Origin of the sequence: Streptomyces sp. S3(2020) (assembly GCF_013044505.1) — a bacterium.
Taxonomy (GTDB): domain Bacteria; phylum Actinomycetota; class Actinomycetes; order Streptomycetales; family Streptomycetaceae; genus Streptomyces.
In genome coordinates, this window is sequence record NZ_JABERD010000001.1 from 116727 (window position 1) to 141473 (window position 24747).

At 70.7% G+C, this 24747-nt stretch carries 27 protein-coding genes and 1 pseudogene; 15 read left to right on the forward strand and 13 right to left on the reverse strand.

The window, feature by feature from the left end; translation table 11 throughout:
* Position 1 precedes the first annotated feature (1 nt).
* The 6 genes from HLK59_RS00560 to HLK59_RS00585 are packed head-to-tail and all read left to right on the forward strand — an operon-like array spanning position 2 to position 6344.
* Positions 2-1300, forward strand: a complete 1299-nt coding sequence (locus HLK59_RS00560; RefSeq protein ID WP_171139121.1) for an amidohydrolase family protein — start codon at positions 2-4, stop codon at positions 1298-1300.
* The gene (locus HLK59_RS00565; RefSeq protein WP_171139122.1) at positions 1297-2055 is read left to right on the forward strand and encodes an SDR family NAD(P)-dependent oxidoreductase; all 759 of its coding nucleotides are present in this window, start codon (positions 1297-1299) and stop codon (positions 2053-2055) included. The genes HLK59_RS00560 and HLK59_RS00565 overlap by 4 nt, the downstream gene beginning before the upstream one ends.
* The gene (locus HLK59_RS00570) at positions 2055-3278 is read left to right on the forward strand and encodes a CaiB/BaiF CoA-transferase family protein (protein ID WP_171139123.1); all 1224 of its coding nucleotides are present in this window, start codon (positions 2055-2057) and stop codon (positions 3276-3278) included. Before HLK59_RS00565 ends, HLK59_RS00570 begins: the two co-directional genes overlap by 1 nt.
* Positions 3275-4075 (forward strand): enoyl-CoA hydratase, encoded by an 801-nt coding sequence (locus tag HLK59_RS00575; protein ID WP_171139124.1) that lies wholly within the window; start codon positions 3275-3277, stop codon positions 4073-4075. Before HLK59_RS00570 ends, HLK59_RS00575 begins: the two co-directional genes overlap by 4 nt.
* Positions 4060-5196, forward strand: coding sequence for a thiolase family protein (locus tag HLK59_RS00580; RefSeq protein ID WP_171139125.1), 1137 nt, complete (start codon positions 4060-4062; stop codon positions 5194-5196). Before HLK59_RS00575 ends, HLK59_RS00580 begins: the two co-directional genes overlap by 16 nt.
* Positions 5196-6344 carry an acyl-CoA dehydrogenase family protein gene (locus HLK59_RS00585; protein WP_171139126.1) on the forward strand — a complete coding sequence of 383 codons (1149 nt, stop codon included), beginning with the start codon at positions 5196-5198 and terminating at the stop codon, positions 6342-6344. The genes HLK59_RS00580 and HLK59_RS00585 overlap by 1 nt, the downstream gene beginning before the upstream one ends.
* 6 nt (positions 6345-6350) lie before the next feature.
* Here HLK59_RS00585 and HLK59_RS50675 read toward each other — a convergent pair.
* The 3 genes and pseudogenes from HLK59_RS50675 to HLK59_RS00595 all read right to left on the reverse strand — a co-directional run.
* Positions 6351-6503, reverse strand: a pseudogene (locus tag HLK59_RS50675) (DUF6336 family protein); the annotation flags it as partial.
* A 71-nt stretch (positions 6504-6574) separates the two neighbouring features.
* Positions 6575-7597: a phosphotransferase family protein gene (locus HLK59_RS00590; protein WP_171139127.1), complete on the reverse strand. Its 1023-nt coding sequence runs from the start codon at positions 7595-7597 to the stop codon at positions 6575-6577.
* Positions 7597-8883: an acyl-CoA dehydrogenase family protein gene (locus HLK59_RS00595; protein WP_171139128.1), complete on the reverse strand. Its 1287-nt coding sequence runs from the start codon at positions 8881-8883 to the stop codon at positions 7597-7599. Before HLK59_RS00595 ends, HLK59_RS00590 begins: the two co-directional genes overlap by 1 nt.
* A gap of 37 nt (positions 8884-8920) precedes the next feature.
* Between HLK59_RS00595 and HLK59_RS00600 the strand changes: the two genes are divergently transcribed.
* Genes HLK59_RS00600 through HLK59_RS00610 form a run of 3 tightly spaced genes read left to right on the forward strand, consistent with a single transcriptional unit; the run spans position 8921 to position 10844 of the window.
* The gene (locus HLK59_RS00600; RefSeq protein WP_171139129.1) at positions 8921-9574 is read left to right on the forward strand and encodes a TetR/AcrR family transcriptional regulator; all 654 of its coding nucleotides are present in this window, start codon (positions 8921-8923) and stop codon (positions 9572-9574) included.
* A complete protein-coding gene (locus HLK59_RS00605) occupies positions 9571-10023 on the forward strand; it encodes a VOC family protein (RefSeq protein WP_171139130.1) in 453 nt (150 codons plus the stop codon). Before HLK59_RS00600 ends, HLK59_RS00605 begins: the two co-directional genes overlap by 4 nt.
* Complete coding sequence (locus HLK59_RS00610) at positions 10020-10844, forward strand: SDR family oxidoreductase (RefSeq protein ID WP_171139131.1); 825 nt, start codon at positions 10020-10022, stop codon at positions 10842-10844. The genes HLK59_RS00605 and HLK59_RS00610 overlap by 4 nt, the downstream gene beginning before the upstream one ends.
* On the opposite strand, the gene HLK59_RS00615 is transcribed toward HLK59_RS00610, so the two are convergent.
* Genes HLK59_RS00615 through HLK59_RS52270 form a run of 3 tightly spaced genes read right to left on the reverse strand, consistent with a single transcriptional unit; the run spans position 10828 to position 12648 of the window.
* Complete coding sequence (locus tag HLK59_RS00615; protein WP_171139132.1) at positions 10828-11133, reverse strand: DUF1330 domain-containing protein; 306 nt, start codon at positions 11131-11133, stop codon at positions 10828-10830. The two genes, HLK59_RS00610 and HLK59_RS00615, sit on opposite strands and share 17 nt — an antisense overlap.
* A gap of 49 nt (positions 11134-11182) precedes the next feature.
* Positions 11183-11371, reverse strand: coding sequence for a ferredoxin (locus HLK59_RS00620; RefSeq protein ID WP_171139133.1), 189 nt, complete (start codon positions 11369-11371; stop codon positions 11183-11185).
* Positions 11371-12648 carry a cytochrome P450 gene (locus HLK59_RS52270; protein ID WP_171139134.1) on the reverse strand — a complete coding sequence of 426 codons (1278 nt, stop codon included), beginning with the start codon at positions 12646-12648 and terminating at the stop codon, positions 11371-11373. Before HLK59_RS52270 ends, HLK59_RS00620 begins: the two co-directional genes overlap by 1 nt.
* 122 nt (positions 12649-12770) lie before the next feature.
* Between HLK59_RS52270 and HLK59_RS00630 the strand changes: the two genes are divergently transcribed.
* The 5 genes from HLK59_RS00630 (at position 12771) to HLK59_RS00650 (ending at position 16930) form a co-directional block, all read left to right on the forward strand.
* Positions 12771-13142 carry a carboxymuconolactone decarboxylase family protein gene (locus tag HLK59_RS00630; RefSeq protein ID WP_171139135.1) on the forward strand — a complete coding sequence of 124 codons (372 nt, stop codon included), beginning with the start codon at positions 12771-12773 and terminating at the stop codon, positions 13140-13142.
* Positions 13139-13984 (forward strand): NAD(P)-dependent oxidoreductase, encoded by an 846-nt coding sequence (locus HLK59_RS52275; protein ID WP_206326598.1) that lies wholly within the window; start codon positions 13139-13141, stop codon positions 13982-13984. Before HLK59_RS00630 ends, HLK59_RS52275 begins: the two co-directional genes overlap by 4 nt.
* Before the next feature lie 87 nt (positions 13985-14071).
* A complete protein-coding gene (locus tag HLK59_RS00640) occupies positions 14072-15343 on the forward strand; it encodes an aromatic ring-hydroxylating dioxygenase subunit alpha (RefSeq protein WP_171139136.1) in 1272 nt (423 codons plus the stop codon).
* Between the two features lie 10 nt (positions 15344-15353).
* A complete protein-coding gene (locus tag HLK59_RS00645; protein WP_171139137.1) occupies positions 15354-15686 on the forward strand; it encodes a hypothetical protein in 333 nt (110 codons plus the stop codon).
* Positions 15686-16930, forward strand: coding sequence for an amidohydrolase family protein (locus HLK59_RS00650; RefSeq protein ID WP_171139138.1), 1245 nt, complete (start codon positions 15686-15688; stop codon positions 16928-16930). The genes HLK59_RS00645 and HLK59_RS00650 overlap by 1 nt, the downstream gene beginning before the upstream one ends.
* A 91-nt stretch (positions 16931-17021) precedes the next feature.
* Here HLK59_RS00650 and HLK59_RS00655 read toward each other — a convergent pair whose 3' ends face one another.
* A complete protein-coding gene (locus tag HLK59_RS00655; protein WP_171139139.1) occupies positions 17022-17786 on the reverse strand; it encodes a glucose 1-dehydrogenase in 765 nt (254 codons plus the stop codon).
* 6 nt (positions 17787-17792) lie between these two features.
* Positions 17793-19277, reverse strand: a complete 1485-nt coding sequence (locus tag HLK59_RS00660) for an AMP-binding protein (protein ID WP_171139140.1) — start codon at positions 19275-19277, stop codon at positions 17793-17795.
* A gap of 75 nt (positions 19278-19352) precedes the next feature.
* Between HLK59_RS00660 and HLK59_RS52280 the strand changes: the two genes are divergently transcribed.
* On the forward strand, positions 19353-20519 hold the full coding sequence (locus tag HLK59_RS52280) for an acyl-CoA dehydrogenase family protein (protein WP_171139141.1): 1167 nt from the start codon (positions 19353-19355) through the stop codon (positions 20517-20519).
* A 34-nt stretch (positions 20520-20553) separates the two neighbouring features.
* Here the strand turns inward: HLK59_RS52280 and HLK59_RS00670 are convergent, their stop codons facing one another.
* The 5 genes from HLK59_RS00670 to HLK59_RS00690 all read right to left on the reverse strand — a co-directional run bounded on the left by HLK59_RS00670 (position 20554) and on the right by HLK59_RS00690 (position 24738).
* Positions 20554-21516, reverse strand: a complete 963-nt coding sequence (locus HLK59_RS00670; protein ID WP_171139142.1) for an electron transfer flavoprotein subunit alpha/FixB family protein — start codon at positions 21514-21516, stop codon at positions 20554-20556.
* 36 nt (positions 21517-21552) lie between these two features.
* Complete coding sequence (locus HLK59_RS00675; protein ID WP_171139143.1) at positions 21553-22338, reverse strand: electron transfer flavoprotein subunit beta/FixA family protein; 786 nt, start codon at positions 22336-22338, stop codon at positions 21553-21555.
* A 62-nt stretch (positions 22339-22400) separates the two neighbouring features.
* On the reverse strand, positions 22401-23147 hold the full coding sequence (locus HLK59_RS00680; protein ID WP_171139144.1) for a GntR family transcriptional regulator: 747 nt from the start codon (positions 23145-23147) through the stop codon (positions 22401-22403).
* A gap of 16 nt (positions 23148-23163) precedes the next feature.
* Positions 23164-24354: a CaiB/BaiF CoA-transferase family protein gene (locus HLK59_RS00685; RefSeq protein ID WP_171139145.1), complete on the reverse strand. Its 1191-nt coding sequence runs from the start codon at positions 24352-24354 to the stop codon at positions 23164-23166.
* A 117-nt stretch (positions 24355-24471) separates the two neighbouring features.
* The gene (locus tag HLK59_RS00690) at positions 24472-24738 is read right to left on the reverse strand and encodes a hypothetical protein (RefSeq protein ID WP_171139146.1); all 267 of its coding nucleotides are present in this window, start codon (positions 24736-24738) and stop codon (positions 24472-24474) included.
* Between the last annotated feature and the right edge of the window lie 9 nt (positions 24739-24747).

Here is a 24747-nt window from a genome sequence, read left to right on the forward strand (position 1 = left end):
CATGCTCAAGGACGACATGATCCTGATCAGCGTCGACGACCACATCATCGAGCCGCCCGACATGTTCGTGAACCACCTCCCGGAGCGGTACCGCAAGGACGCCCCCCAACTCGTGCACCGCGACGACGGCACCGACGTCTGGCAGTTCCGGGGCGTCACCATCACCAACTCCGCGCTGAACGCGGTCGCGGGCCGCCCCAAGGAGGAGTACGGCGTCGAACCGCAGGGCCTCGACGAGATCAGGCCCGGCTGCTACGACGTCCACGAACGCGTCAAGGACATGAACGCGGGCGGTGTCCTCGCCCAGATGAACTTCCCCTCCTTCCCCGGCTTCTCGGCCCGCCTCTTCGCCACCGAGGACACGGACTTCTCGCTCGCGCTGGTCCGGGCGTACAACGACTGGCACATCGACGAGTGGTGCGGCGCCTACCCCGGCCGCTTCATCCCCATGGCGCTGCCCGCCATCTGGGACGCCGAACTGTGCGCGGCCGAGGTCCGCCGGGTCGCCGAGAAGGGCTGCCACTCGCTGACCTTCACGGAGAACCCGGCCGTGCTGGGCTACCCGAGCTTCCACGACGAGTACTGGAACCCGCTGTGGCGCGCCCTGTCCGACACGAACACCGTGATGTCCGTGCACATCGGATCGTCGGGCCGCCTCGCGATCCCCGCCGCCGACTCGCCGCCCGACGTGATGATCACGCTCCAGCCGATGAACATCGTCTCGGCCGCCGCCGACCTGGTGTGGTCCCGCCCGGTCAAGGACTTCCCCGACCTGAAGATCGCCCTGTCGGAGGGCGGCACGGGCTGGATCCCGTACTTCCTGGAGCGCCTGGACCGCACCTACGAGATGCACTCGACGTGGACCCTCCAGGACTTCGGCGGCAAGCTCCCCTCCGAGGTCTTCCGCGAGCACTTCCTGACCTGCTTCATCACCGACAAGCTCGGCGTACGGCTGCGGCACGAGATCGGCATCGACAACATCTGCTGGGAGGGCGACTACCCGCACAGCGACTCCCTGTGGCCGGACGCGCCGGAACAGCTCCACGACGTCCTGGAGTCCTGCGACGTCCCCGACTCCGACGCCTCGAAGATCACCTACGAGAACGCCATGCGCTGGTACTCCTTCGACCCCTTCGCGCACATCCCGCGCGAGCAGGCCACGGTGGGCGCCCTGCGCAAGGCGGCCGAGGGCCACGACGTCAGTGTCCGCTCGCGCAGCCATCAACTGGTCGAGCCCGCGGAGAAGCTGGCCTCGTTCCGGTCCAAGGCCCGCGCGGCGGCCGCGGCGGCCGCCCAGTGACGGGACTCTTCGACCTCACGGGCCGCTCGGCGCTGGTGACGGGAGCGGCGGGCGGCATCGGAGCGGCGGTCGCCCACGCCCTCGCCGAGGCGGGCGCCGCCGTCCTCGTCACGGACGTGGACGGTGCCGCCGCCGCGGCCGTCGCCGGGAAGATCACGGCCGCGGGCGGTACGGCGGACAGCGCGGCGCTGGACGTACGGGACCGGACGGCGGCCGACGCGGCGGTGTTCCGGGCCGCCGCGCCGACCGACGGCACGCTGCACATCCTGGTGAACAACGCCGGCGTCACCGCGCCGGCCATGTTCGCGGATCTGGACGAGGAGAGCTTCCGCCGCCTCCTCGACATCCATGTCCTCGGCACCTTCACCTGCTCCCAGGCCGCGCTACCCCTCCTGCCCGTCGACGGCACCGGACGCATCATCAACGTCACCTCGTCGGCCGGTCTGACCGGCACCCTCGGGCAGGTCAACTACTCCGCCGCCAAGGCCGCCGTCATCGGCATGACCAAGTCCCTGGCGCGGGAACTGGCCCGCAAGCAGATCAAGGTCAACGCCCTGGCACCGCTGGCCGCGACCCCCATGACCGAGACCATCCGCACCCACGAGAAGTTCGCCCCGACCATGCTCGCCCGTATCCCGCTGGGCCGCTGGGCCGAGCCCGAGGAGGTCGCCGGAGCCTTCGTGTTCCTCGCCTCGGACGCGGCCTCCTTCGTCACCGGGCAGGTACTGCCGGTGGACGGGGGCCTGGTGATCTGATGCCGGACTCGCCAAGGAAGGGGCCGCTGGAGGGCGTCACCGTCGTCGCCCTCGAACAGGCCGTCTCCGCCCCCTTGTGCACCCGGGCCCTGTGCGACCTGGGGGCCCGTGTCATCAAGGTGGAGAACCCCGACGGCGGCGACTTCGCCCGCCACTACGACGACGTCGTGGGCGGCATGGCCGCACACTTCGTCTGGGCCAACCGGGGCAAGGAGTCGGTGACACTCGACCTCAAGTCCGAGACGGGCATGGCGGTCCTGCACCGGCTGCTGGACCGCGCCGACGTCCTGGTCTCCAACCTCGCGCCGGGCGCCACGGCCAAGCTCGGCCTCGCCCCCGAGGACCTGGCCACCCGCCACCCCGACCTGATCGCCGTCGAGATCGACGGATACGGCCAGGGCGGCCCGCTCTCCCACAAACGCGCCTACGACCTCCTCGTCCAGGCCGAGGCGGGCGCCTGCGCCATCACCGGCCGGCCCGGAGCCCCGGCGAAACCGGGACCGCCGGTGGCGGACGCGACGACAGGGCTGTACGCGGCACTGTCGATCGTGGCGCTGCTGTACGCGGGGGAGCGGCGTCCGGTCACGGTGAGCCTGTTCGACGCCATGACCGAGATGATGGGCTACGCCCTCACCCACGCCCGGCACTCCGGTGTGGAACAGGAACCCCGCGGCATGGGCTCCCCGGCCGTGGCACCGTACGGCGCCTACCCCACGGCCGACGCCCGGACGGTCGTCCTCGGCACCACCAACGACCGCGAATGGCAGCGCCTGGCAAGGGAGTTGCTGGACCGCCCCGACCTGGCGGACGACGAACGCCTCAGGACCAACCCGGGCCGGGTGGCGCACCGGGAGCTGCTCGACACGGAGATCGGTGCCTGGTGCGCCCGGCACGACCTGGCGCACATCCAGCGGTGCGCGGACCAGGCGGGCATCGGCAACGCCCGCTACAACACACCCCGCGACGTCATCGCCCACCCCCAGCTGGCGGCTCGCGACCGCTGGCGCAGTATCGACACCCCGGGCGGCCCGATCCCGTCGCTGCTGCCGCCGCCCGTCATCGCCGGGTACGAGCCGCCGATGGGGGCCGTACCGGGGCTGGGCGAGCACACGGCGAGGGTGCTGGCCGAACTGGGCTTCACCGACACGGAGATCGACGGGGAGACCGACGCGGAGAACGACGGGGAGACCGACGCGGAGAACGACGGGGAGACCGGCGAGTGACCGTACTGCTGTCGAGCGACACCGGGGGCGTACGGACCCTCACCCTGAACCGGCCGCACCGCAAGAACGCGATCGACCCCGAGCTGTGGAGCGCCCTGCGGGACGCCCTCACCGAAGCGACCGGCGACGGGGTGCGGGCCCTCGTCCTCACCGGCGCCGGGGGAGCCTTCTGCTCCGGCGCCGACCTCAGGACCGTGGACACCAGGCACCCCCTCGACAAACTCCGTGCCCTGAACGAAGTCGCCCTCCTGCTGCACGAGTTGCCGATCCCGACGATCGCCAAGGTCGACGGCGTCGCCGTCGGCGCGGGCTGGAACCTCGCCCTCGGCTGCGACCTGGTCGTGGCCACCCCGCAGGCCCGCTTCGCACAGATCTTCACCCGCCGAGGCCTCTCCCCGGACTGCGGCGGCACCTGGCTGCTGCCGAAGCTCGTGGGACTGCAACAGGCGAAACGGCTCGCGCTGCTGGCCGACATGATCGACGCCGAGGAGGCGCGGTCGCTGAACCTCGTCACCTGGGTGGTGCCGGGCGAGCGGATCGACGACTACGTCAGCGACCTCGCCGAACGGCTGGCCGCCGGCCCGCCCGTGGCCCTCGCCCAGACCAAGGCGCTGCTCAACGAGGGGACCGACCGCACCCTGCGCGAGGCGCTCGCCGGGGAGGCCCGCGCGCAGGCGGTCAACTTCGCCACGACCGATGTACCGGAGGCGTACGCGGCGTTCACGGAGAAACGCGAACCGCACTTCACCGGCCGCTGGTACCGACCATCGAAGGACCCTTCATGCGCGAAGCAGTGATCGTCGAGGCCGTCCGCACACCCGTCGGCAAACGCCACGGCGGCCTGTCCGGCATGCACGCGGCCGACCTCTCCGCCGTGGTCCTGGAAGCGCTCGCCGAGCGCACCGGCATCGATCCGGCGGTCGTGGACGACGTCGTCTGGGGCTGTGTCTCCCAGGTCGGCGACCAGTCGAGCAACATCGGCCGCTACGCCGTCCTCGCGGCCGGCTGGCCCGAGTCGATCCCCGGTACGACGGTCAACCGGGCGTGCGGTTCGAGCCAGCAGGCCCTCGACTTCGCCGCGCAGGCGGTGATGTCCGGCCAGCAGGACGTGGTGGTCGCGGGCGGCGTCGAGGTGATGAGCCGGGTGCCGCTCGGCTCGGCGCGGGCGACGGGGATGCCGTACGGGCCCAAGGTGCTCGCCCGCTACCGGGACTTCTCCTTCAACCAGGGGATCTCCGCCGAGAAGATCGCGGAGAAATGGGGTCTGTCGCGGACGCGGCTCGACGAGTACGCGGTGCTGTCCCACGAGCGGGCGGCGGCCGCGCAGGACAGCGGGGCCTTCGAGGGACAGATCGTGTCCGTGGCGTCGACCGGTGCGGACGAGGGGGTACGACGGGACAGTACCGTCGACCGGCTGGCCGCGCTGAAGCCCGCCTTCGCCGACGACGGCGTGATCCACGCCGGGAACTCCTCCCAGATCTCCGACGGGGCGGCGGCGCTGCTGGTGACGACTCCGGAGAAGGCGCGGGAGCTGGGCCTGACCCCCCTGGTGCGCTACCGCGCGGGAGTGGTCGTGGGCGCCGACCCGGTGCTGATGCTCACCGGTCCGATCCCCGCGACGGAGAAGGTGCTCCGCAAGGCGGGCGTGGGCCTGGCCGACATCGGTGTCTTCGAGGTGAACGAGGCCTTCGCGCCGATCCCGCTCGCCTGGCTGACCGAGACGGGCGCCGACCCGGCCCTGCTGAACCCGCTCGGGGGCGCCATCGCGCTGGGGCATCCGCTCGGCGCGTCCGGCGCGGTCCTCGCCACCCGCATGATCCACCACATGCGCGCCCACGGTCTCCGCTACGGACTGCAGACCATGTGCGAGGGCGGCGGCACGGCCAACGCCACGGTTCTCGAACTCCTGGGGGTGTGATGCGACGCGACGTCTTCGACGGCGACCACGAGGACTTCCGCAAGCTGGTAAGGGAGTTCGTGGCCAAGGAGGTCGTGCCGCGGTACGCCACCTGGGAGAAGGACGGCCGGCTGCCACGCACGCTCTTCGAACAGCTCGGCTCCCTGGGCGTGTTGGGCATGGCGATCCCGCGGGAGTACGGGGGAGCGGGGCTCGACGACTACCGCTACAACGTCGTGCTCCAGGAGGAGGCCGCCCGCGCCCTGGTCACCCTGGGCACCGTCCGCACCCAACTCGACGTGATCCTGCCCTACTTCCTGGCCTACGCCGATGACGCACAGCGCGCCCGCTGGTTCCCCGGTCTGGCGGCGGGCAGTCTGCTGACGGCCATCGCCATGACCGAACCGGGAACGGGCTCGGACCTGGCGGGCATCCGTGCGACGGCGGTACGCGACGGGGAGACGTACGTCCTCAACGGGTCGAAGACCTTCATCACCGGCGGCTTGCTCGCCGACCTGGTCATCGTGGTCGCCCGTACCTCCACCGACCCCGAGAACCGCCGGGCGGGTCTGACCCTGCTGGTCGTGGAGGACGGCATGCCCGGCTTCACCCGCGGCCGGGTCCTGGACAAGATGGGCATCAAGGTCCAGGACACCGTCGAGCTGTCCTTCACCGACGTACGCGTCCCGGTGGCCAACCGACTGGGGGAGGAGGGCGCGGCCTTCGGCTACCTCGGCCACAACCTCCCGCAGGAACGGATGACGGTCGCGGTCGGCTCGGTCGCCCAGGCCCGGGCGGCGCTGGACACGACGGTCGACTACGTCCGGGAGCGACAGGTCTTCGGCAGGCCGGTCGCGTCCTTCCAGAACACCAAGTTCGAACTCGCCGCCGTCTCCGCCGAGATCGAGGCCGCCCAGGCCATGCTGGACCGCGCGGTCCTCGAACTCGTCGTCGGCGAACTCTCCGGCGCGGACGCGGCCAGGGTCAAACTCCTCTGCACGGAGACACAGGCCCGAGCGGTCGACCGCTGCCTCCAACTCTTCGGCGGCTACGGCTACATGGCGGAGTACCCGATCTCCCGCCTCTACGCCGACGCCCGCATCACCCGCATCTACGCCGGCACCAGCGAGGTGATGAAGGTGATCATCGCGAAGTCGCTGGGGCTGTGAGGACCGTCAGCGGTTGAGCCAACTGTCATAGGAGGCACGGTCGATGAGATCGGCCAGGCCGAGCGCGGCGGGGGCGACGACGAGCACGGCGACCCCGAACCGTACACAGCCGGGGGCGAACACGCTGACCGCGTCGGCCTGGGTCCTGACCGTCGACCAGTCCCGCCAGCGGCACCCGCCCCGTACAGCGCGCCCCGTCCCTGCCCACGATCATGGACGCACCTTAACGGTCATGCCCCGTAGCGTGTCGTCTCCGCCAGGTCGGCCGCGCTCTTCATCAGGTCGAGCACCATCGGTCCGAAAGCCTGCAACTTCTCGTTGTCGCCGGCCCGTTGGAACCCCTGCTCAAGGACGACACCCAGCTTCCACTGGGCGAGGACGTCGTAGTAGTCCATGTCGTCGACCTGGCGGCCCAAGACGTCGGAGTAGTGGTGGATCAGCGCGTCACGGGAGGGCATGCCCGTGAGGTCGACGTAGGACGCTGTCGCCGCCTCGGGGGCGTTGGTGTCGTCGGGCCAGCCGCGGAGCATCCAGGCGAGGTCGAGTTTGGGGTCTCCCACCGTGCCCATCTCCCAGTCGACGATGGCGGCGAGGCGGGCGGGGGCGCCGTGGCGGTACATGACGTTGGCGAACTGGTAGTCGCCGTGCATGAGGCCGGGGACGTAGTCGAGCGGCTTGTGGACGCGCAGCCAGGCCGCCGCGGTCTCGAAGCCGGGCAGTTCGCGGGTCCTCACCCGTTCCAGATAGCGGCTCCAGCGGTCGACCTGGCGTTCGTGGAAGCCCTCCGGGCGCCCGAGGTCGTGCAGCCCCTTGGCCTTCCAGTCCACGCGGCCGAGCAGGGCGACCCCTTCGGCCAGCTGGTACGCGAGCCCCGCACGGGCGGCGAGGTCCGTGTCGAAGGGGGCCGTCCAGCCCCGGCCCACGTTCATCGGCGACCAGCCGTCGACGAACTCCATGAGATAGAAGGTGCGGCCCAGGACGGACGGGTCCGCGCAGACCGCGATCGCGCCGGTGTGCGGGACGTCCGTGCCGTTCAGCGCCTCGATGATCCGCCACTCCCGGAAGATGCCCTCGTCACGGGCGGCGGGCGCGGTGGCCGGGGGGATCCGCAGCGCGCAGTGCAACTCGCCGCGGCGGATCTCGTAGATCTCGTTCTGGGCGCCGCCCGAGACATAGGCGTGCTCGATCGGCTCGCCCTTGCCCGGCAGCCCGGACTCGTCCAGCCAGCCCGCCAGGCGCTCGACGTCGATCATCAGGCCTCCAGGAAGTCGGCGTACTTGGCGCGTGCCGCCTCGACGCGCTTCGGTAGATAGGCGCTGGGCCACAGGTCGTCGCTCGGTTTGTGGTCGCGCAGCACCTGCCGGGCCACCGTCACCTTGTGCACCTCGGTGGGCCCGTCGGCGATACCGAGGACGCTCGCGCCCAGCAGCATCCGGAACAGGGGCATGTCGCCGCTCACGCCGAGGGCACCGTGGACCTGGATGGCGCGGTGCGCGACGTCGTGCAGGACGCCCGGCAGCAGCACCTTGACCATCGCGATGTCCTTGCGGACCTTGCGGTAGTCGTTGTACTTGTCGATCTTCCACGCGGTGTGCAGCACGGCGAGACGGAACTGCTGGAGCTGTGCCCACGAGTCGGCTATGTGCCCCTGCACGAACTGCTTGTCCGCCAGCACACTGCCCTGCGTGTGCCGGCTCAGCGCCCGCTCGCACATCATGTCGAAGGCCTTGCCCGCCAGCCCGATCGTGCGCATCGCGTGGTGGATCCGCCCGCCGCCGAGCCGCGTCTGGGCGATCACGAAGGCCTGGCCCTCGCCCCCGAGCAGCGCGTCCGCCGGGACCCGTACCCCCTCGTAGCGCACGAGCGCGTGCGAGCCCCGTTCCTCGGGCTCACCGGCGAGAGCGACGTTCCGCTCGATGACGATCCCCGGGGTGCCGGCCGGGACCAGGAACATCGACATGCTCTTGTACGGGTCGCCCTCGGGATCCGTCACGGCCATGACGATGAAGAACTCGGCCGTCTTCGCGTTGGACGAGAAGTACTTCCACCCGTCGATGATCCACTCGTCACCCTCGCGCACCGCCCGTGTCGTGAACTCCTTCGGGTCGGCGCCCGCCTGCGGTTCGGTCATCGAGTAGCAGGAGAAGATCTCGCCCTCCAGCAGCGGCCGCAGATACCGCTCCTTCTGCGCCTCGGTGCCGTAGTGGGCGAGGATCTCGGCGTTCCCCGTGTCCGGGGCCTGGCAGCCGAAGACGATCGGGGCCCAGGAGGCGCGGCCCAGGATCTCGTTGAGCAGGCACAGCTTGACCTGTCCGTGTCCCTCGCCGCCCAGCTCGGGGCCGAGGTGGGTCGCCCACAGTCCGTGGGCGCGCACCTCCTTCTTCAGCGGGTCCAGGACCCGGCGGAGGTTCTCGTCGGGCGGGGTGAACTGGAGGCCGTCCCACAGGAGATCGAGGGGCTCGACCTCCTCCCGCACGAAGCGGTCCGCCCAGTCGAGCTGTGCCTGAAATTCGGGTTCGGTTTCGAAGTCCCACGACATTGTGTCTCCCTCCGGCGGCTGTCAGAATAGCGTTCTCATGAACGAGAACACAATTCCCCTGTCACGGAACAGCGTTGCCGACCGCATCGCGCAGCGTGCGCTGGCGAGTCGGGGAGCCCACTACGCGACCGAGGTGCGCGCGCTCCTCGACGCGGCACTGGAGGTGATGCGCCATCGCGGCACGGCCTCCCGGCCGCGGGTCGCGGACATCGTGGCGGCGGCCGGACTGTCGAACGAGGCGTTCTACCGGCACTTCCGCTCGAAGGACGCCCTGGTCGCCGCGCTCATGGAGGACGGCGCCGAGCGGCTGTGCGGCTACATCGCCCACCAGATGGCCAAGGAGTCCACCCCTCGGGACAAGGTCCGCCGCTGGGCCGAGGGCGTCCTCTCGCAGGCCATGGACGAGGACACCGCGGCGACGACGCTCGCCGTGATGTGGAACGCGGGCACGGTGGCCGAGGGCTTCCTCGCCGGGCCCCCGACCGCCGCCGGCCTCCTGGCGACGCTGCTGCGCGAGCCGTACGCCGAACTCGGCAGCGCCGACCCGGACCTGGACGCGTCCCTGGCCGCCCACGCGACCGTGGGCCGGCTCGCGGACCACCTGTGGCGACGGGAGCGGCCCACGGCGGCCGACGTCGACCACATCACACGGTTTCTGCTCCGTACCGTCGATCAGGAGGTGGGCCCGTGAAGGCCGCCGATCAGTTCCACATCGGGTTGGTCGTCGACGACCTCGCCGCGGCGGCGGCCGAGCTGTCGGCCGTGTTCGGCTACGAGTGGTGCGCCGAGACGGGCGCCGAGGTGAAAGTGACCCTGCCGGCCGGGGACACCGTGCTCGACCTCAGGAACGTGTACTCGACGACCACACCCCGTCTGGAGCTCGTGCGCAGCATCCCGGGCACGCTGTGGGAGCCGGGCTCGGGCGTCCACCACCTGGGCTACTGGTCCGACGACGTGGCCGCCGACTCCGCCGAGCTCACCCGGTACGGCTACCGGACCGAGGCCGTCGGGAGACGGCCCGACGGCATGCCGTACTGGGCCTTCCACCGCAGCGGCACCGGACCGCTCGTCGAGCTCGTGAGCCGTGAACTCCAGCCGGTGCTGGAGCGGTTCTGGGCGAGCGAAGGGGTGGCGTCATGACGACCGTGGGGATCGTGACCGGGGCGGGCCGCGGCATGGGCCTGGAGTGCGCGCGCCGGCTCACCGGCGCGGTGGACCGGCTGCTGCTCGTCGACCTGGACGAGAAGACGGTCACCGAGGCGGCCTACGCGCTGTCCGGACAGGGCGCGGCGGTCGAGCCGTTCGCCCTGGACGTCACCGACCGCGAGGGACTCGCGCGTCTCGCGGACCGCGCCGCGGAACTCGGCACGCTCCGCGCCGTCGCCCACGCCGCCGGCATCTCGCCGACCATGGCCGACTGGCGCCGCATCCTCACCGTGGACCTCGTCGGCACGGCCCTGCTGGCCGAGGCGCTGCGCCCGCTCGCCACCACCGGGACGGCGACCGTGTGCTTCGCCTCCATGGCCGCGCACATCGGCATCCCCGAGCCGAACCCGGTGGCGGACGCGGCGCTCGCGGACCCGCTGGACGACCTGTTGCCCGACCGCCTCCATGACGCGCTGGGCCCGGCCGTCGAGGACCCGGGCGTCGCCTACTCCTGGGCCAAACGCGGCGTGCACCTCCTCGTCCGGCGCGAGGCGGTGCGCGTCGGTCCCGTCGGCGCACGCGTCTGCTCGGTGTCACCCGGCATCGTCACCACCCCGCAAGGACTCCAGGAGGCGGCGCACCACCCCTCGATGAAGGCGCTCGTGGACGGATCGGCCCTCGGCCGCGAGGGGCGACCCGAGGAACTCGCCTCTGTCGTCGCCTTCCTGCTCTCCGCCGACGCGTCGTTCCTGACCGGCGTGGACGTGCTCGTGGACGGCGGGGTGTGCGCGGCCCTGGCTACGCGCCGGGCATGACGAAGCCGGTCACGATCACGGCGTGGGACTCGGCCGCCGCCTGCCGCAGCGGCTTCGCCTTCTCGTAGGCCGGCGACTCGTACCAGGCGCGGGCCGCCTCCACCGACTCGAATTCGAGTACGACGGTCTGGTCGCCGTGCCACTCACCCTCCAGGACCTGGGGCGAGGGGTCGGCGGCCAGCACGGCGGCCCCGCTCTCGGCCAGCGAGGCCCCGGCGGCGCGGCCGTACGCGGCCATGCCGGCCGGGTCCTTGATGGCCTCGGTCACGATGACGTACGCCTTCGGCATGGCTCTCCTCGAAGCTCGAAGTCAGCTGTGCGAAGTCAGCTGCTCGAAGTCAGCTGACGGTGATGGCGCGCTCGGGACACATCCCGGCGGCGGAGCGCACGACGTCCTCGAACTCGACGGGGACGTCCGGGGTCTCGACCACGGCGTAGCCGTCGTCGCCGATGTCGAACACCTCGGGGCAGAGCGAGCAGCACACACCGTGCCCCCGGCAGCGGTCGTCGTCCACGGTGACCTTCATCAGGCCTCGCTCCACTCCAGGCCGAGGTGGGTGAGCCCGCGCAGGATGAAGGTCGGGACGTACTGGTAACGGCGGGCGTCGGCCGGGCCGTGCGCACGCTCCGAGACACGGATGTCGGAGGTGCGGTCCAGGAGCCGTTCGATGGTCACCCGGGCCTCGGCGCGGGCCAGCGGGGCGCCGGGGCAGGCGTGGACGCCGCGGCCGAACGCCATGTGCCGCCGCACGTTCGCCCGGGCGACGTCGAACGCGGCCGGGTTCTCGAACTGGCGCGGATCGCGGTTCGCGGCGCCGTTCAGCACCATCACCGTGGTGCCCGCCGGGATGTCGACCCCGCCGACCGTCGTCGGCACCTTCGACAGCCGGAAGTCGCCCTTGACCGGGCTCTCGATGCGCAGCGTCTCCTCGACGAAGTTCGGGATGCGGTCGCGTTCGGCACGCAACAGCCTTTGCAGCTCGGGCTGTTCGGCGATCAGCCGCAGCGCCGCGCTGAGCAGGCGGACGGTGGTCTCCTGGCCCGCCGCGAAGAGGTTGGCGGCGACCCGGACCACATCGGCGACCTCGGGTGTCGAGCCGTCCGGGAAGGTCGCGGTGGCCAGCCCCGTCAGCACGTCCGCGCGGGGTTCGCGGCGGCGCTCCTCCACATAGGTGGTGAAGCGGCCGTACAGGTATTCCAGCGGGGAGTGGTGCAGTGTGTCGTCGCCGGTGCTGCCGATCCCGGCCTCGTCCTGCGGCTGCCGCCGGAGCTTCGCCATGAACTCCTGGCGGTCGTCCTCGGGCACGCCGAGCAGGTCGGCGATGACGAGCAGGGTGAAGGGTCCGGCGAAACCGCCGATGAACTCCCCTTCGCCCGGGGCGAGATACGTGTCCAGGAGACCGTCGGCGAGATGCCACATGGACGCCTCGTTCTCCTTGAGGCGCTTCGGTGTGATCAGCCGCATCAGCAGTGCGCGGTGGTCCGTGTGCGTGGGCGGATCGAGGGTGGGCAGCTGGTCGCTCATCGGGAGCTCGTCGCGGTGCCGCTCGATGAGCCCGCTGATGTCGTCGCCCGCCAGCGGCACCGGGAAGCCCGGGAAGGGGCCGCTGACGGAGACGCAGGCGGAGAAGGCGTCGGTGTCGTTGTAGACCTGCAACGCCTCTTCGTAGCCGGTCACCATCACCACGTCGTGATGGCTCTCGCGCCGCACGGGACACTGCCCGCGCAGCGCCTCGAAGTAGGGGTAGGGGTCCGCGACGAGCGCCTCGTCCCGGAAGAAGTCGATCGCCTCGAAGTCGTCCACGTCTGCTCGGCTCTCTGTCGGTCAGGGCCCTGACGTCGAGGGACGGTAGCACAATTCTCCATTTGCTGGAATCGTGGATGTGCGTTTACGAGAGCGACATTCTCATTCAAGTGGGGAGACCGATGGAAGAGTCCGAGGCGCTGAGCGCCGCCCGCGGTATGCGCCGGTCCGTGCTCGGCGACACCTACGTCGACGGCGCCACCGCCGACCCCGACCCCGTGGCCGTCGAGTTCCAGGACTACCTCACCGCGACGGCGTGGGGCGTCTGGACGCGTGGCGGTCTGACCCCGCGTGACCGCAGCCTCCTCGTCCTGGCGATGACCGCCGCGCTCGGCCGCATGGAGGAGTTCCGCGTCCACACCGAGAGCGCGCCCCGCGCCGGCGTGACCGACGCCGAGGTCGACGAATTGCTGTTCCAGATCGCCGCCTACGCCGGTGTACCGGCGGGGAGTTCCGCCCGCCGGATCGTCACGGCCGTACGGAGGGAGCGGTGACCGTCGGCTTCGTGGGCCTCGGCAACATGGGCGGAGTCCTGGCCGCGAACCTCGTCGCCACCGGTCATGACGTGGTGGCCCACGACGCCCTCGGCCCCCAGTGTGCGCCCGAGGGGTCCACCTACGCCCCTGACGTGGCCGAAGTCGCCCGCGCCGCCGACGTGTTGGTGCTCAGCCTCCCCGACGGCACCGCCTCCGAACAGGTCGCCCGCGCGCTCCTCGCCACCGACGGCCGGCGCGTCCGCCACGTCGTGGACACCTCGACCGTCGGAGTGACCGCGGCCCGGACCGTGGCCGCACTGCTCGCCGCCGAGAAGGTCGGCTATGTCGACGCCCCGGTGTCGGGCGGCGTCGCCGGCGCACGGGCCCGCACCCTCACCGTGATGTACGCGGGCTCCGACGACGACTGTGCCGAGGTCGAGGACGTGCTGGCCGGCCTCAGCGACCGCCGCCACCGGGTCGGCGCGCGCCCCGGCATGGCCCAGGCGCTCAAGCTCGCCAACAACTTCCTGTCCGCGACGACCCTCGCCGCCACCGGCGAGGCCATCGCCTTCGGACTGGCGGCGGGCCTCGACATGGCCACCATGCTCGACGTGCTGAACGGATCGAGCGGCCGCAGCGCCGCCACCGAGGACAAGTTCCCCCGCCATGTCCTCACCGGCCGCTATGCCGCCGGCTTCACCAACTCCCTGATGAACAAGGACGTACAGCTCTATCTGCGCGAGGCGGAGGAGGGCGCGGGCTCGATCGGGGACGCCGTCGGGGCGCTGTGGGAGCGGTTCGCGCAGGTCGAGCCGGGTGCCGACTTCACCCGGATCTATCCGTACGTGGCGGGTTCTTGACGCTCCGACGCGGGCGAGAATAGCATTCTCATGCGGAGAGACTGAGATTATCGTTCCTCCGTACAAGCGACTGGAGGACCAGACCCCATGGCGCACTTCAAGAAGCCCGAAGCGGGCAGCTGGACCGAGCACCTCAAGATCGGCACGGAGCCGGTCAGTTACGAGGACTCGATCTCGCCCGAGCACTACGAACGCGAACGGGACGCGATCTTCCGGAAGACCTGGCTGAACGTCGGCCGTGTCGAGCAACTCCCCAAGCGGGGCAGCTTCTTCACCAAGGAGCTGGACGCGGCCCGCACCTCGGTCATCGTCGCGCGCGGCACGGACGACGAGGTGCGCGCCTTCCACAACGTGTGCCGGCACCGCGGCAACAAACTCGTGTGGAACGACTTCCCGCGCGAGGAGACCAGCGGGGTCTGCCGCCAGTTCACCTGCAAGTACCACGCCTGGCGCTACGACCTGGAGGGCAAGCTCGCCTTCGTCCAGCAGGAGCAGGAGTTCTTCGACCTCGACAAGTCGCAGTACGGGCTGAAGCAGGTGCAGACGGAGGTGTGGGAGGGGTTCGTCTTCGTGAACCTCGACCCCGACAACGCCACCCCGCTACGGGAGTACCTGGGCGAGTTCGCGCACGGCATCGAGGGCTATCCGTTCCACAAGATGACGCAGGCCCACAAGTACCGGGCGGAGATCGGCGCCAACTGGAAGCTCTTCATCGACGCGTTCGCCGAGTTCTACCACGCGCCGATCCTGCACGCCGGGCAGTACACCTCCGACGAGGCCCGCAAGATCCAGAAGTACGGCTACGAGGCGCTGCACTACGACATCGACGGCCCGCACAGCATGGTCTCCTCCTGGGGCGGCATCGCCCCGCCGCACGACCGCGCGATGGTCAAGCCCATCGAAGGCGCCCTGCGCAGCGGTCTGTTCGGCCCGTGGGAGGCACCGGACATCGGTATGGAGACGGCCGACCTGCCGCCGGCCATCAACCCGACCCGCGACAAGCGCTGGGGCATGGATTCCTTCGTCTTCTTCCCCAACTTCATGCTGCTGGTCTGGCGGCCCAACTGGGTGCTCACGTACCACTACTGGCCGACCGCCTACAACAGCCACATCTTCGAGGCGACCTGCTACTTCGTCCCCCCGGAGAACGCCTTCCAGCGCCTCCAGCAGGAGCTGGCCGTCGTGTCCTTCAAGGAGTACGGCCTTCAGGACGGCAACACCCTGGAGGCGACGCAGACGATGCTCGAGTCGCGTGCGGTGGGGGAGTTCCCGCTCAACGACCAGGAAGTCCTGCTCCGGCATCTGCACCAGACCGCCCGCCAGTACGTCAGCGACCACGAGCAGCGCACCGCGTCCTGAGGAGCCGACCATGACCACTGCTGTCTTCCCGCCCGAGTTCGCCGCCCTGGAGCCGTTCGCCGACTGGGCGGTGCCGACCGAGAAGGCCCGCTACGCCAAGCGGATCGCCTCCACCATGGATGAGCTCGACACCTTCTACGGCACGGCGTTCCCTCTGCTGAAGGACGGCACGGAGTACCTCCAGAACGTCTCGATGGAGGACATCTCCGAGCCGGACAAGCATCTGCTGTGGCTGTTCTGCGCACTGGTGACCGTCGCCTTCTCGGTGGAGGCCTGGCGTCAGCCCAAGGTCCCCGACACCGGGCCCGCGAGCATCGACGCCGTGGTCGAGCCGGCCGTCTGATGCCCCGTCCCCGAACCCCGCAGCCACCCGTCCGGCTCCGCGGCGCCCGCATGCTCGACGTCGACAAGGGCGAACTCGTCGAGCCGGGCGACCTGTTGATCGAGGGCGACCGCATCACCGCGATCGCCCCGACGACGGTCCCCGAGGACACTGTGGAGATCGACCTCGGCGATCTGACGCTCCTGCCGGGCCTGATGGACATGGAGGTCAACCTGCTGCTCGGCGGCCCCGACCACCGCAGCCCGCTGAACCCGGTCCAGGACGACCCGGCCGTACGCACCCTGCGTGCCGTGGCCAACGCCCGCCGGACGCTCCGCTCGGGCTTCACGACCGTACGCAACCTCGGCCTGTTCGTGCAGACGGGTGGGCTGCTGCTGGACGTGGCCCTCAAGAAGGCGATCGACCTCGGCTGGATCGAGGGCCCGCGGGTGGTCCCGGCGGGCCACGCCATCACCCCGACCGGCGGTCACCTGGACCCCACGATGTTCCAGGCGTTCGCCCCGCACATCATGCCCCTCACCGTGGAGGAGGGCATCGCCAACGGCGTCGACGAGGTGCGCAAGGCGGTCCGCTACCAGATCAAGCACGGCGCCCGCGTCATCAAGGTCTGCGCGTCCAACGGCGTCATGTCCCACACGGGCCCGGCCGGCGCCCAGCAGTACTCCGACGAGGAACTGCGGGCGATAGCCGACGAGGCCCACCGGGCCGGCCTCAAGGTGGCGGCCCACTGCATGGGCGACCGGGCGATCAGGGCCGCGCTGGACGCGGGCATCGACTGCATCGAGCACGGCTTCCTGGCGAGCGACGAGGTCCTGGACCTGATGGTGGAGAGGGGCACGTTCCTGGTGGCGACGACGTACATCGCCGACGGCATGGATGTGTCGAAAGCGGCCCCCGAGTTGCAGGCGAAGGCAGCCGACGTCTTCCCCCGAGCCAAGGCGACGATCAGCAGGGCCATCGAGCGAGGCGTACGGATCGCCTGCGGCACGGACGCCCCGGCGGTGCCGCACGGTAGGGGGGCGAAGGAACTGCTGGCGTTGGTGGACCGCGGGATGACCCCGCTGGCAGCCATCCGCGCGGCCACGACGACAGCCGCAGACCTCATAGACGCGGATGACCGTGGCCGCTTGGAGCCGGGCCTGCTGGCGGACGTGATCGCGGTTCCGGGCGACCCGCTGAGGGACATCGGGGTGACCGAGGACGTCCGGTTCGTCATGAAAGGCGGGCATGTGTATGTGTCTTAGGGGCGCGGGGCTGTGTCGATATGCGGCTACCGCCGCGTGAGCGCGACCAGCCACAACGAACCCGCAGCCGCCGTCGCGCAGAAGCCCCCACTCACACCTTGCGAGTGATCCCCCCGTCCACCCGCACCATCGCACCGGTCGTAAAACTCGACGCCCCGCTGGCGAAATGCAACGCCAGCGGGGCGACGTCATCCGGCACCCCCAACCGCCCCAACGGCACGAACGACGCGTCGAACCCCTCCGCCTCCCACTCCTTGTGCGCCCCCGTCCGCACCGGCCCCGGCAGAATCGCGTTCACCCGCACCTTGGGCGCGTACGCCTCCGCCAGCCCGACGGTGAGCGCGTTGAGGCCCGCCTTGGCGCAGGCGTACGGCAGTTCGTGGACGCTCGCCAGCAACGACCCCGCCGTACCGATGTTGATGATCGACCCGCCCCCGTGGTCCGCCATGTACGTGGCGGCCAGTACCGCGAGCCGGAACGGACCCTTCAGATTCACGGCGAGGGTCTTGTCGTAGAGCTCCTCGCTGACGCTGTCGAGGCTCTCGTACGGCGGCGACATGCCCGCGTTGTTGACCAGCACGTCGAGCCGGCCGAACTCGGCGAGGGTCTGTGCGACCAGGCCCTCGCAGTCGGCCCATCTGCCCACATGGCAGGCGATGCCCACCGCCCGCCGCCCGGTGGACGCCCGTACCTCCTCGGCCACCGCCCGGCACGCCTCGATCTTGCGGGAGGCGACGACGACGTCGGCGCCGGCCTCCGCGAGGGTTCCCACGATGGCCCGGCCGATGCCGCGCGACCCGCCGGTGACCACGGCCACCTTGCCGGTGAGGTCATGGAGTTCCGTGAAGGAGGTCATGGGCGATCAGCCCTTCCGTATCGTCGTCAGCAGCTGGCGCCGCAGGAGCTTTCCGGTGGGGGTGTACGGGAGTTCGTCGCGGAAGACGACCACGTCCGGTGTCTTGGAACCCCGCAGCCGGCCGCGCACCCAGGCGCGCAGCGCGTCCGCGTCGACACTCGCCCCCGGGTGGGTGACCACGAACGCGGCGATCCGCTCGCCCCACTCCTCGTCGGGCACCCCGACCACCGCGGCCTCGCGCACGGCGGCATGCCGCAGCAGCACGTCCTCGACCTCGGCCGGGGCGATGTTCTCCCCGCCCCGGATGATGGTGTCGTCGGCGCGGCCCTCGATGAACAGATAGCCGTCGTCGTCGAAGCGGGCGAGATCGCGCGTGTGGAACCAGCCGTCCGGCGCCGGGAGCGTGGCATCCCCCCTGTACTCCCCGGACACCTGCGGCCCGCGCACCCACAACTCACCCGCCACACCGGCCGGTTGGGCGGCGCCCGACGCGTCCCGGATCTGCGCCTCCACCCCCGGCACCATGCGACCGGCCGACCGCAGCCGGGCCCGCACCGCCGGATCGGCCGAGGACAGGGCGGCCCGGTGGTCCTCGGGCCCCAGCAGCGCGATGGTCGAACTGGTCTCGGTCAGACCGTAGGCATTGGTGAACCCGGTGTCGGGGAAGGCCCGCAGCGCCGCCTCCAGCACGGTGTGCGGCATACGGGCCCCGCCGTACGCCAGCGACCGCAGCGTGGGCACCCCGGCCGGCCGCCCGTCCAGATGCTCGACGACACGGGCCAGCATGGTGGGCACGACCATGGCGGACGAAACCCCTTCGGAGCGCACCAGCCGCAGCCAGTCCCCGGGTTCGAAAGCGCTCAGATGCACCATGCGCCGCCCCGCGTAGAGGTTGCTGAGCACGGAGCCGACGCCCGCCACGTGGTACGGCGGGACACTGGCCAGCACGGCGTCGTCCGGGGCCGCGGAGCCGAACTCCACGGTCTGGAGGATGTAGCTGCTCAGATGCCGGTGCCGCAGCACCGCCGCCTTCGGCGCGGCGGTCGTCCCGCTGGTGAACAGCAGCACGGCCGGGTCGTCCGCGTCCGCCTCCAGGCCCTCGGCCGGCTCCGCCGCCAGTCCCTGCGCCACCAGCGCTTCGGGGGTGAGGACATCGAGCCCCGGGAACGCCTCGGCGAGCTCTTCCTCGGCGATCACCAGAGGCTTCCCGGTGTGCTTCAGCAGACCGGCCAACGCCTCCGCCGACAACCGGTAGTTCACCGGCACCAGCGGCACACCCGCCAGCGCGGCACCGAACAACAGCACGGTGAAGGCAGGGCCGTTGACCCCCGCGAACACCAACTCCCGGGCGCCGGTGCGGTGGACGACGGTCGCGACACCGGCCGCGGCCCGCCGCAGCCGCGCACAGGTCATTCCGGAGTCGCGCGGGCCGACCGCCACCCGGTCCGGATCGCCGGCCGCGGCCATGTCGAGCAACATCGCGATGTTCAAGACGGGGTCTTCCTTTCTCGACGAGTGCGAACGATATTCTACGTACAGGGAAACCTCATTCTCCAGGGAGCGTCCGTGGATTTCGAGCTCACCGAACAGCAGGAGGACATCCAGGCGGGCGTCCGCGCACTGGCCGCCTCCTTCGGACCCGGGTACTGGGCCGAACGGGACGAGCGCGCGGAGTTCCCCTGGAGCTTCTACGACGCCTTCGCCAAGGCCGGCTGGCTGGGCATCGCCGTCCCCGAGGAGTACGGCGGGGGAGGACTCGGTGTCCTGGAGGCCTCGCTGCTGCTGGAAGAGGTGGCTGCCTCGGGCGCCGGTATGAACGGGTGCAGCACCATGCACCTGACCATCTTCGGCCTCAACGTCCTGGCGAAACACGGCAGCGAGGAACTCCGCCGCGAGGTCCTGCCGCACGCCGCCTCGGGTGACCTGCACGTCTGCTTCGGTGTCACCGAACCCGACGCCGGCACCGACACCACCAGCATCTCCACGTTCGCCCGCCGAGACGGCGACCACTACGTGATCGACGGCCGCAAGATCTGGATCACCAAGGCGGGCGACTCCCAGAAGATGGTCCTCCTCGCCCGCACCACTCCCCGCGAGGAGGTCGACAAGCCGACCCAGGGCATCTCCGTCTTCCTCGTCGACGTCGACCGAGGCGCCATGGACATCCGGCCGATCCCCAAGATGGGCCGCAACGCCGTGGCGTCCAACGAGATCTTCATCGACGGACTGCGGGTGCCGGCGGGCGCGCGCATCGGCGAGGAGGGCGAGGGCTTCCGCTATCTGCTCGACGGGCTCAACCCGGAGCGCATCCTGCTCGCCCACGAAGCCCTCGGCCTCGGCAGGGCCGCCCTGGACGCGGCGACCCGCTACGCCCGCGACCGCGTCGTCTTCGGCCGCCCCATCGGCCAGAACCAGGGCATCGCCTTCCCGCTCGCCGAGGCCCTCACCCGGCTCGACGCGGCCCGGCTCATGGCCCGTAACGCGGCCTGGCGCTACGACCGGGGCCTGACGTGCGGTCGCGAGGCCAACATGGCCAAGTTCCTGTGCGCCGACGCGGGCTTCCAGGCCGCCGACCGCGCCGTGCAGACCCTGGGGGGCATGGGGTACGCCCGTGAGTACCACGTCGAACGGTACTTCCGCGAGTCCCGGCTGCTACGGCTCGCCCCCGTCAGCCAGGAGATGGTCCTCAACTACGTGTCCCAGCACGTACTGGGGCTGCCCAGGTCGTACTGACCCGGACAGCCCATAGCCTCGCGTCCGGCTGCGGTCAGCCCTTGCGGGTGTTGATCTCTTCGGTGAGGGCGGGGACGACGTCGAAGAGGTCGCCGACGATGCCGTAGTCGACGAGGTCGAAGATGGGGGCTTCGGCGTCCTTGTTGATGGCGACGATGGTCTTGGAGGTCTGCATGCCGGCGCGGTGCTGGATGGCGCCGGAGATGCCGGAGGCGATGTAGAGCTGCGGGGAGACGGACTTGCCGGTCTGGCCGACCTGGTTGGTGTGGGGGTACCAGCCGGCGTCGACGGCGGCGCGGGAGGCGCCGACGGCCGCGCCGAGGGAGTCGGCGAGGGCTTCGATGAGGGCGAAGTTCTCGGCGCCGTTGACGCCGCGGCCGCCGGAGACGACGATCGCGGCCTCGGTCAGCTCGGGGCGTCCGGTGGCCTCGCGCGGGGTGCGGGCGGTGACCTTGGTGCCGGTGGCCAGCGCGCCGAAGGACACGGCGAGTTCGGAGACCTCGCCGGAGGCCGGGGCGGCTTCCACGGCGGCGGAGTTGGGCTTGACGGTGATGACCGGGGTGCCCTTGATGACGCGGGTCCTGGTGGAGAAGGAGGCGGCGAAGACGGACTGGGTGGCCACCGGGCCCTCGTCGCCGGCTTCGAGGTCGACGGCGTCGGTGATGATGCCGGAGCCGATGCGCAGTGCGAGGCGGGCGGCGATCTCCTTGCCCTCCGCGGAGGAGGGCACCAGCACGGCGGCCGGGGAGACGGCCTCGACGGCGGCCGTCAGGGCGTCGACCTTGGGGACGACGAGGTAGTCGGTGTACTCGGTGGCCTCGTGGGTGAGGACCTTGACGGCGCCGTGCTCGGCGAGCGCGGCGGCGGTGTCGGCGGCGCCCGCGCCGAGTGCGACGGCGACCGGCTCGCCGATGCGGCGGGCCAGGGTCAGCAGCTCCAGGGTGGGCTTGCGGACGGCACCGTCCACGTGATCGACGTAGACGAGAACTTCAGCCATGGGACAGCAACTCCTGTGGGATCAAGGACGGTGGGATCAGATGAACTTCTGGCTCGCGAGGTACTCGGCGAGCTGCTTGCCGCCCTCGCCCTCGTCCTTGACGATCGTGCCCGCGGTACGCGCCGGACGCTGTGCGGCGGAGTCGACCTTGGTCCAGGCGCCGTCCAGACCGACCTCTTCGGCCTCGATGTCGAGGTCGGACAGGTCCCAGGACTGAACCGGCTTCTTCTTGGCGGCCATGATGCCCTTGAAGGACGGGTAACGCGCCTCGCCCGACTGGTCGGTGACCGACACGACGGCCGGCAGCGAGGCCTCCAGCTGCTCGGAGGCGGCATCGCCGTCCCGGCGGCCCTTCACGACACCGTCCTCGACGGAGACCTCGGACAGCAGGGTGACCTGCGGGACGCCCAGGCGCTCGGCGACCAGCGCGGGCACGATGCCCGCGGTGCCGTCCGTGGACGCCATGCCGGAGATCACCAGGTCGTAGCCGGCCTTCTCGATCGCCTTCGCCAGCACCAGCGAGGTACCGATCGCATCCGTGCCGTGCAGGTCGTCGTCCTCGACATGGATGGCCTTGTCGGCACCCATGGACAGGGCCTTGCGCAGCGCGTCCTTGGCGTCCTCGGGACCGACGGTCAGCACCGTGATCTCGGCGTCGTCGGCCTCGTCGGCGATCTGCAGGGCCTGCTCGACCGCGTACTCGTCCAGCTCGGAGAGCAGACCGTCCACGTCGTCCCGGTCGACGGTCAGGTCATCGGCGAAGTGCCGGTCGCCAGTGGCGTCGGGCACGTACTTCACGGTCACAACAATCTTGAGACTCACGGCAATTGCTCCTCTTTCGACTCTCTAGGCTCTTCGGCTCTTCGACAGTTCGGCTTACGGCGTCACCGGCCGCTGCGCCGCAGCCGTACGCGGTACGAGTAGTGCTCGGGCAGGAAGTGGCTGATCGCCAGCTCGACTAGCTGTCCGGCGACCGACTGGTAGACCCGGTCGATGCGCAGCAGCGCGCGGCCCGGCTCGCAGCCGAGGTGTCCGGCGAGTTCGGGGGTGGCCTCCGCGACGGTGATGCTCTGCTCGGCCTCGGCGATCGGCTCGGGCAGCCGGCCGTCCAGGAAGCCGATGACGGTGGAGGCGCTGGGGGTGCTGGGCTCGATGAGTTCGGGTACCGACTCCAGCAACTCACCGACGGCCGGCGGCAGGAAGACGGCGGTGTGGCAGAACGCGGTGTCCTCGTGCAGCCGGAGGAAGGCCAGTTTGTGCACCTGGTCGGTGTGCAGGCCCAGTCGTCCGGCCGCGTCGACGTCGACCCGCCGGTGCAGCGGGGTGACGACGTGCATACGGGTGTCGATGGACAGGCCCATCAGGTCGTCCACCGAGCCGAACTGGCGCAGATACCGCTCGTCGCGGGGCGTGGCGAAGGTGCCGCGCCCCGGCACCCGGTGGACCAGGCCTTCCGCCACCAGGTCCTGGAAGGCCCGGCGCACGGTCTGCCGGCTGATCCCGTAGTGCTCGGCGAGCTGGGCCTCCGTCGGCAGCCGTACCCCCTCGGGGTAGTCGTGCCGCAGGATCGCGGTGCGCAGTTCGCGGGCGAGCTTCAAGTAGGTGCTCTCACGCTGTGGTTGCTCAAGCATCGGCGTCGCCCCGTGATCAGACGACGCCGTCGGCGCGCAGCGCCTCGATGTCGTCGCGGCCGCGGCCGAGCGCGGTGAGGATCGCGTCGGTGTGCTCGCCCACCGCCGGTACGGGGTCCATGCGCGCGGGCAGCCCCGCCAGGTCGGCCGGCGGGAGCAGGGCCTGCACGGTGGCGCCCGGTACACCGACCTCACGCCAGCGGTCACGGGCGGCCAGCACGGGGTGGTCGAGGAACGCGGCGATGTCGTTGACGCCGGCGCAGGCGATGCCGATGTCCTCCAGGTCCTTGAGGAGTTCGTCGGCGTCGGAGCGCGCACAGCGCTCGGCGACCACGGCGTTGAGCTCCTCGCGGTGGGCGACGCGGTCGGAGCCGGTGGCGAAGCGCGGGTCGGTGGTCAGCGCGGGATCACCGAGGAACCGCGCGCACAGCACGGCCCACTCGCGCTCGTTCTGGATGGAGAACAGCACGTCCTTGCCGTCGGCGCTCCTGAAGGTGCCGTAGGGGGCGATGGTGGCGTGCTGGGTGCCCAGGCGCGGGGGCTGGCTGCCGCCGTACCGCGTGTAGTTGGCGGGCTGGCCCATCCACTCGGCCAGTGCCTCGAAGAGGGACACCTCCACCGGGTGGGCCGTGCCCGTGGTGGCGCGCGTGTACAGGGCGGTCAGGACGCCGCTGTAGGCGTACATCCCGGCGGCGATGTCGGCGACCGAGATCCCGACCCGCGCGGTCTCCTGGGGGGTTCCGGTCAGCGACACCAGGCCGGTCTGGCACTGCACCAGCAGGTCGTAGGACTTGCGGTCGGCCCACGGGCCGTCCGTGCCGTATCCGGAGATCGTGCACGGGATCAGCCGCGGCCGGCGCTCGGTGAGCGTGCCGGTGTCGAGGCCGAGCCGGTCCGCCGCGCCGGGGGCCAGGTTCTGTACGAAGACGTCGGCGCCGTCCAGCAGATCGTGCAGGATCTCCCGGCCGCGCGGGTCCTTGAGGTCCAGGGTGAGGGATTCCTTGGAGCGGTTCAGCCAGACGAAGTAGCTGGAGTGTCCGTGGACCGTCGTGTCGTAGCGGCGCGCGAAGTCACCGCCGCCCGGCCGCTCCACCTTGATGACCCGGGCGCCGAGGTCGGCCAGCTGCCGGGTGGCATAGGGGGCGGCCACCGCCTGCTCCAGGCTGACGACCGTGATCCCGGACAGAGGAAGCTTCGGGACGCTCATATGGCCCATTTGTACGGCCAAATCGAGGACCCTGTCAAAGTGATCCAAGTCATGTGGGCGTGGTCCTGTCCGGGCGGGGAGGAAGGACCCCCGGTCCTCCCTCCTCACCCCGCGTGATCAGGACTGGCGGCTCGGATGGCAGAGCACCATCACCGCGCGGGCGACGAGTTCGCCGGCGCCGCCGAGCTCCTGCCGGTAGCGGTCCGTCATCTCCCGTACGGTCTCGGTGAACTCGGGATCGACGGCGCGGGCGCGTGCGGGGGGAGGCAGCTCCTGTGCCATGGCGCGGCGACGGGCGAGGAGGGTGATGATCTCCTCGTCGAGTCGCTCTATCCGGTCCGGTGACGGGTCCGCCGTCAGGTCGGCGGTGCTGTTGGTCGTCACTGTGAATCT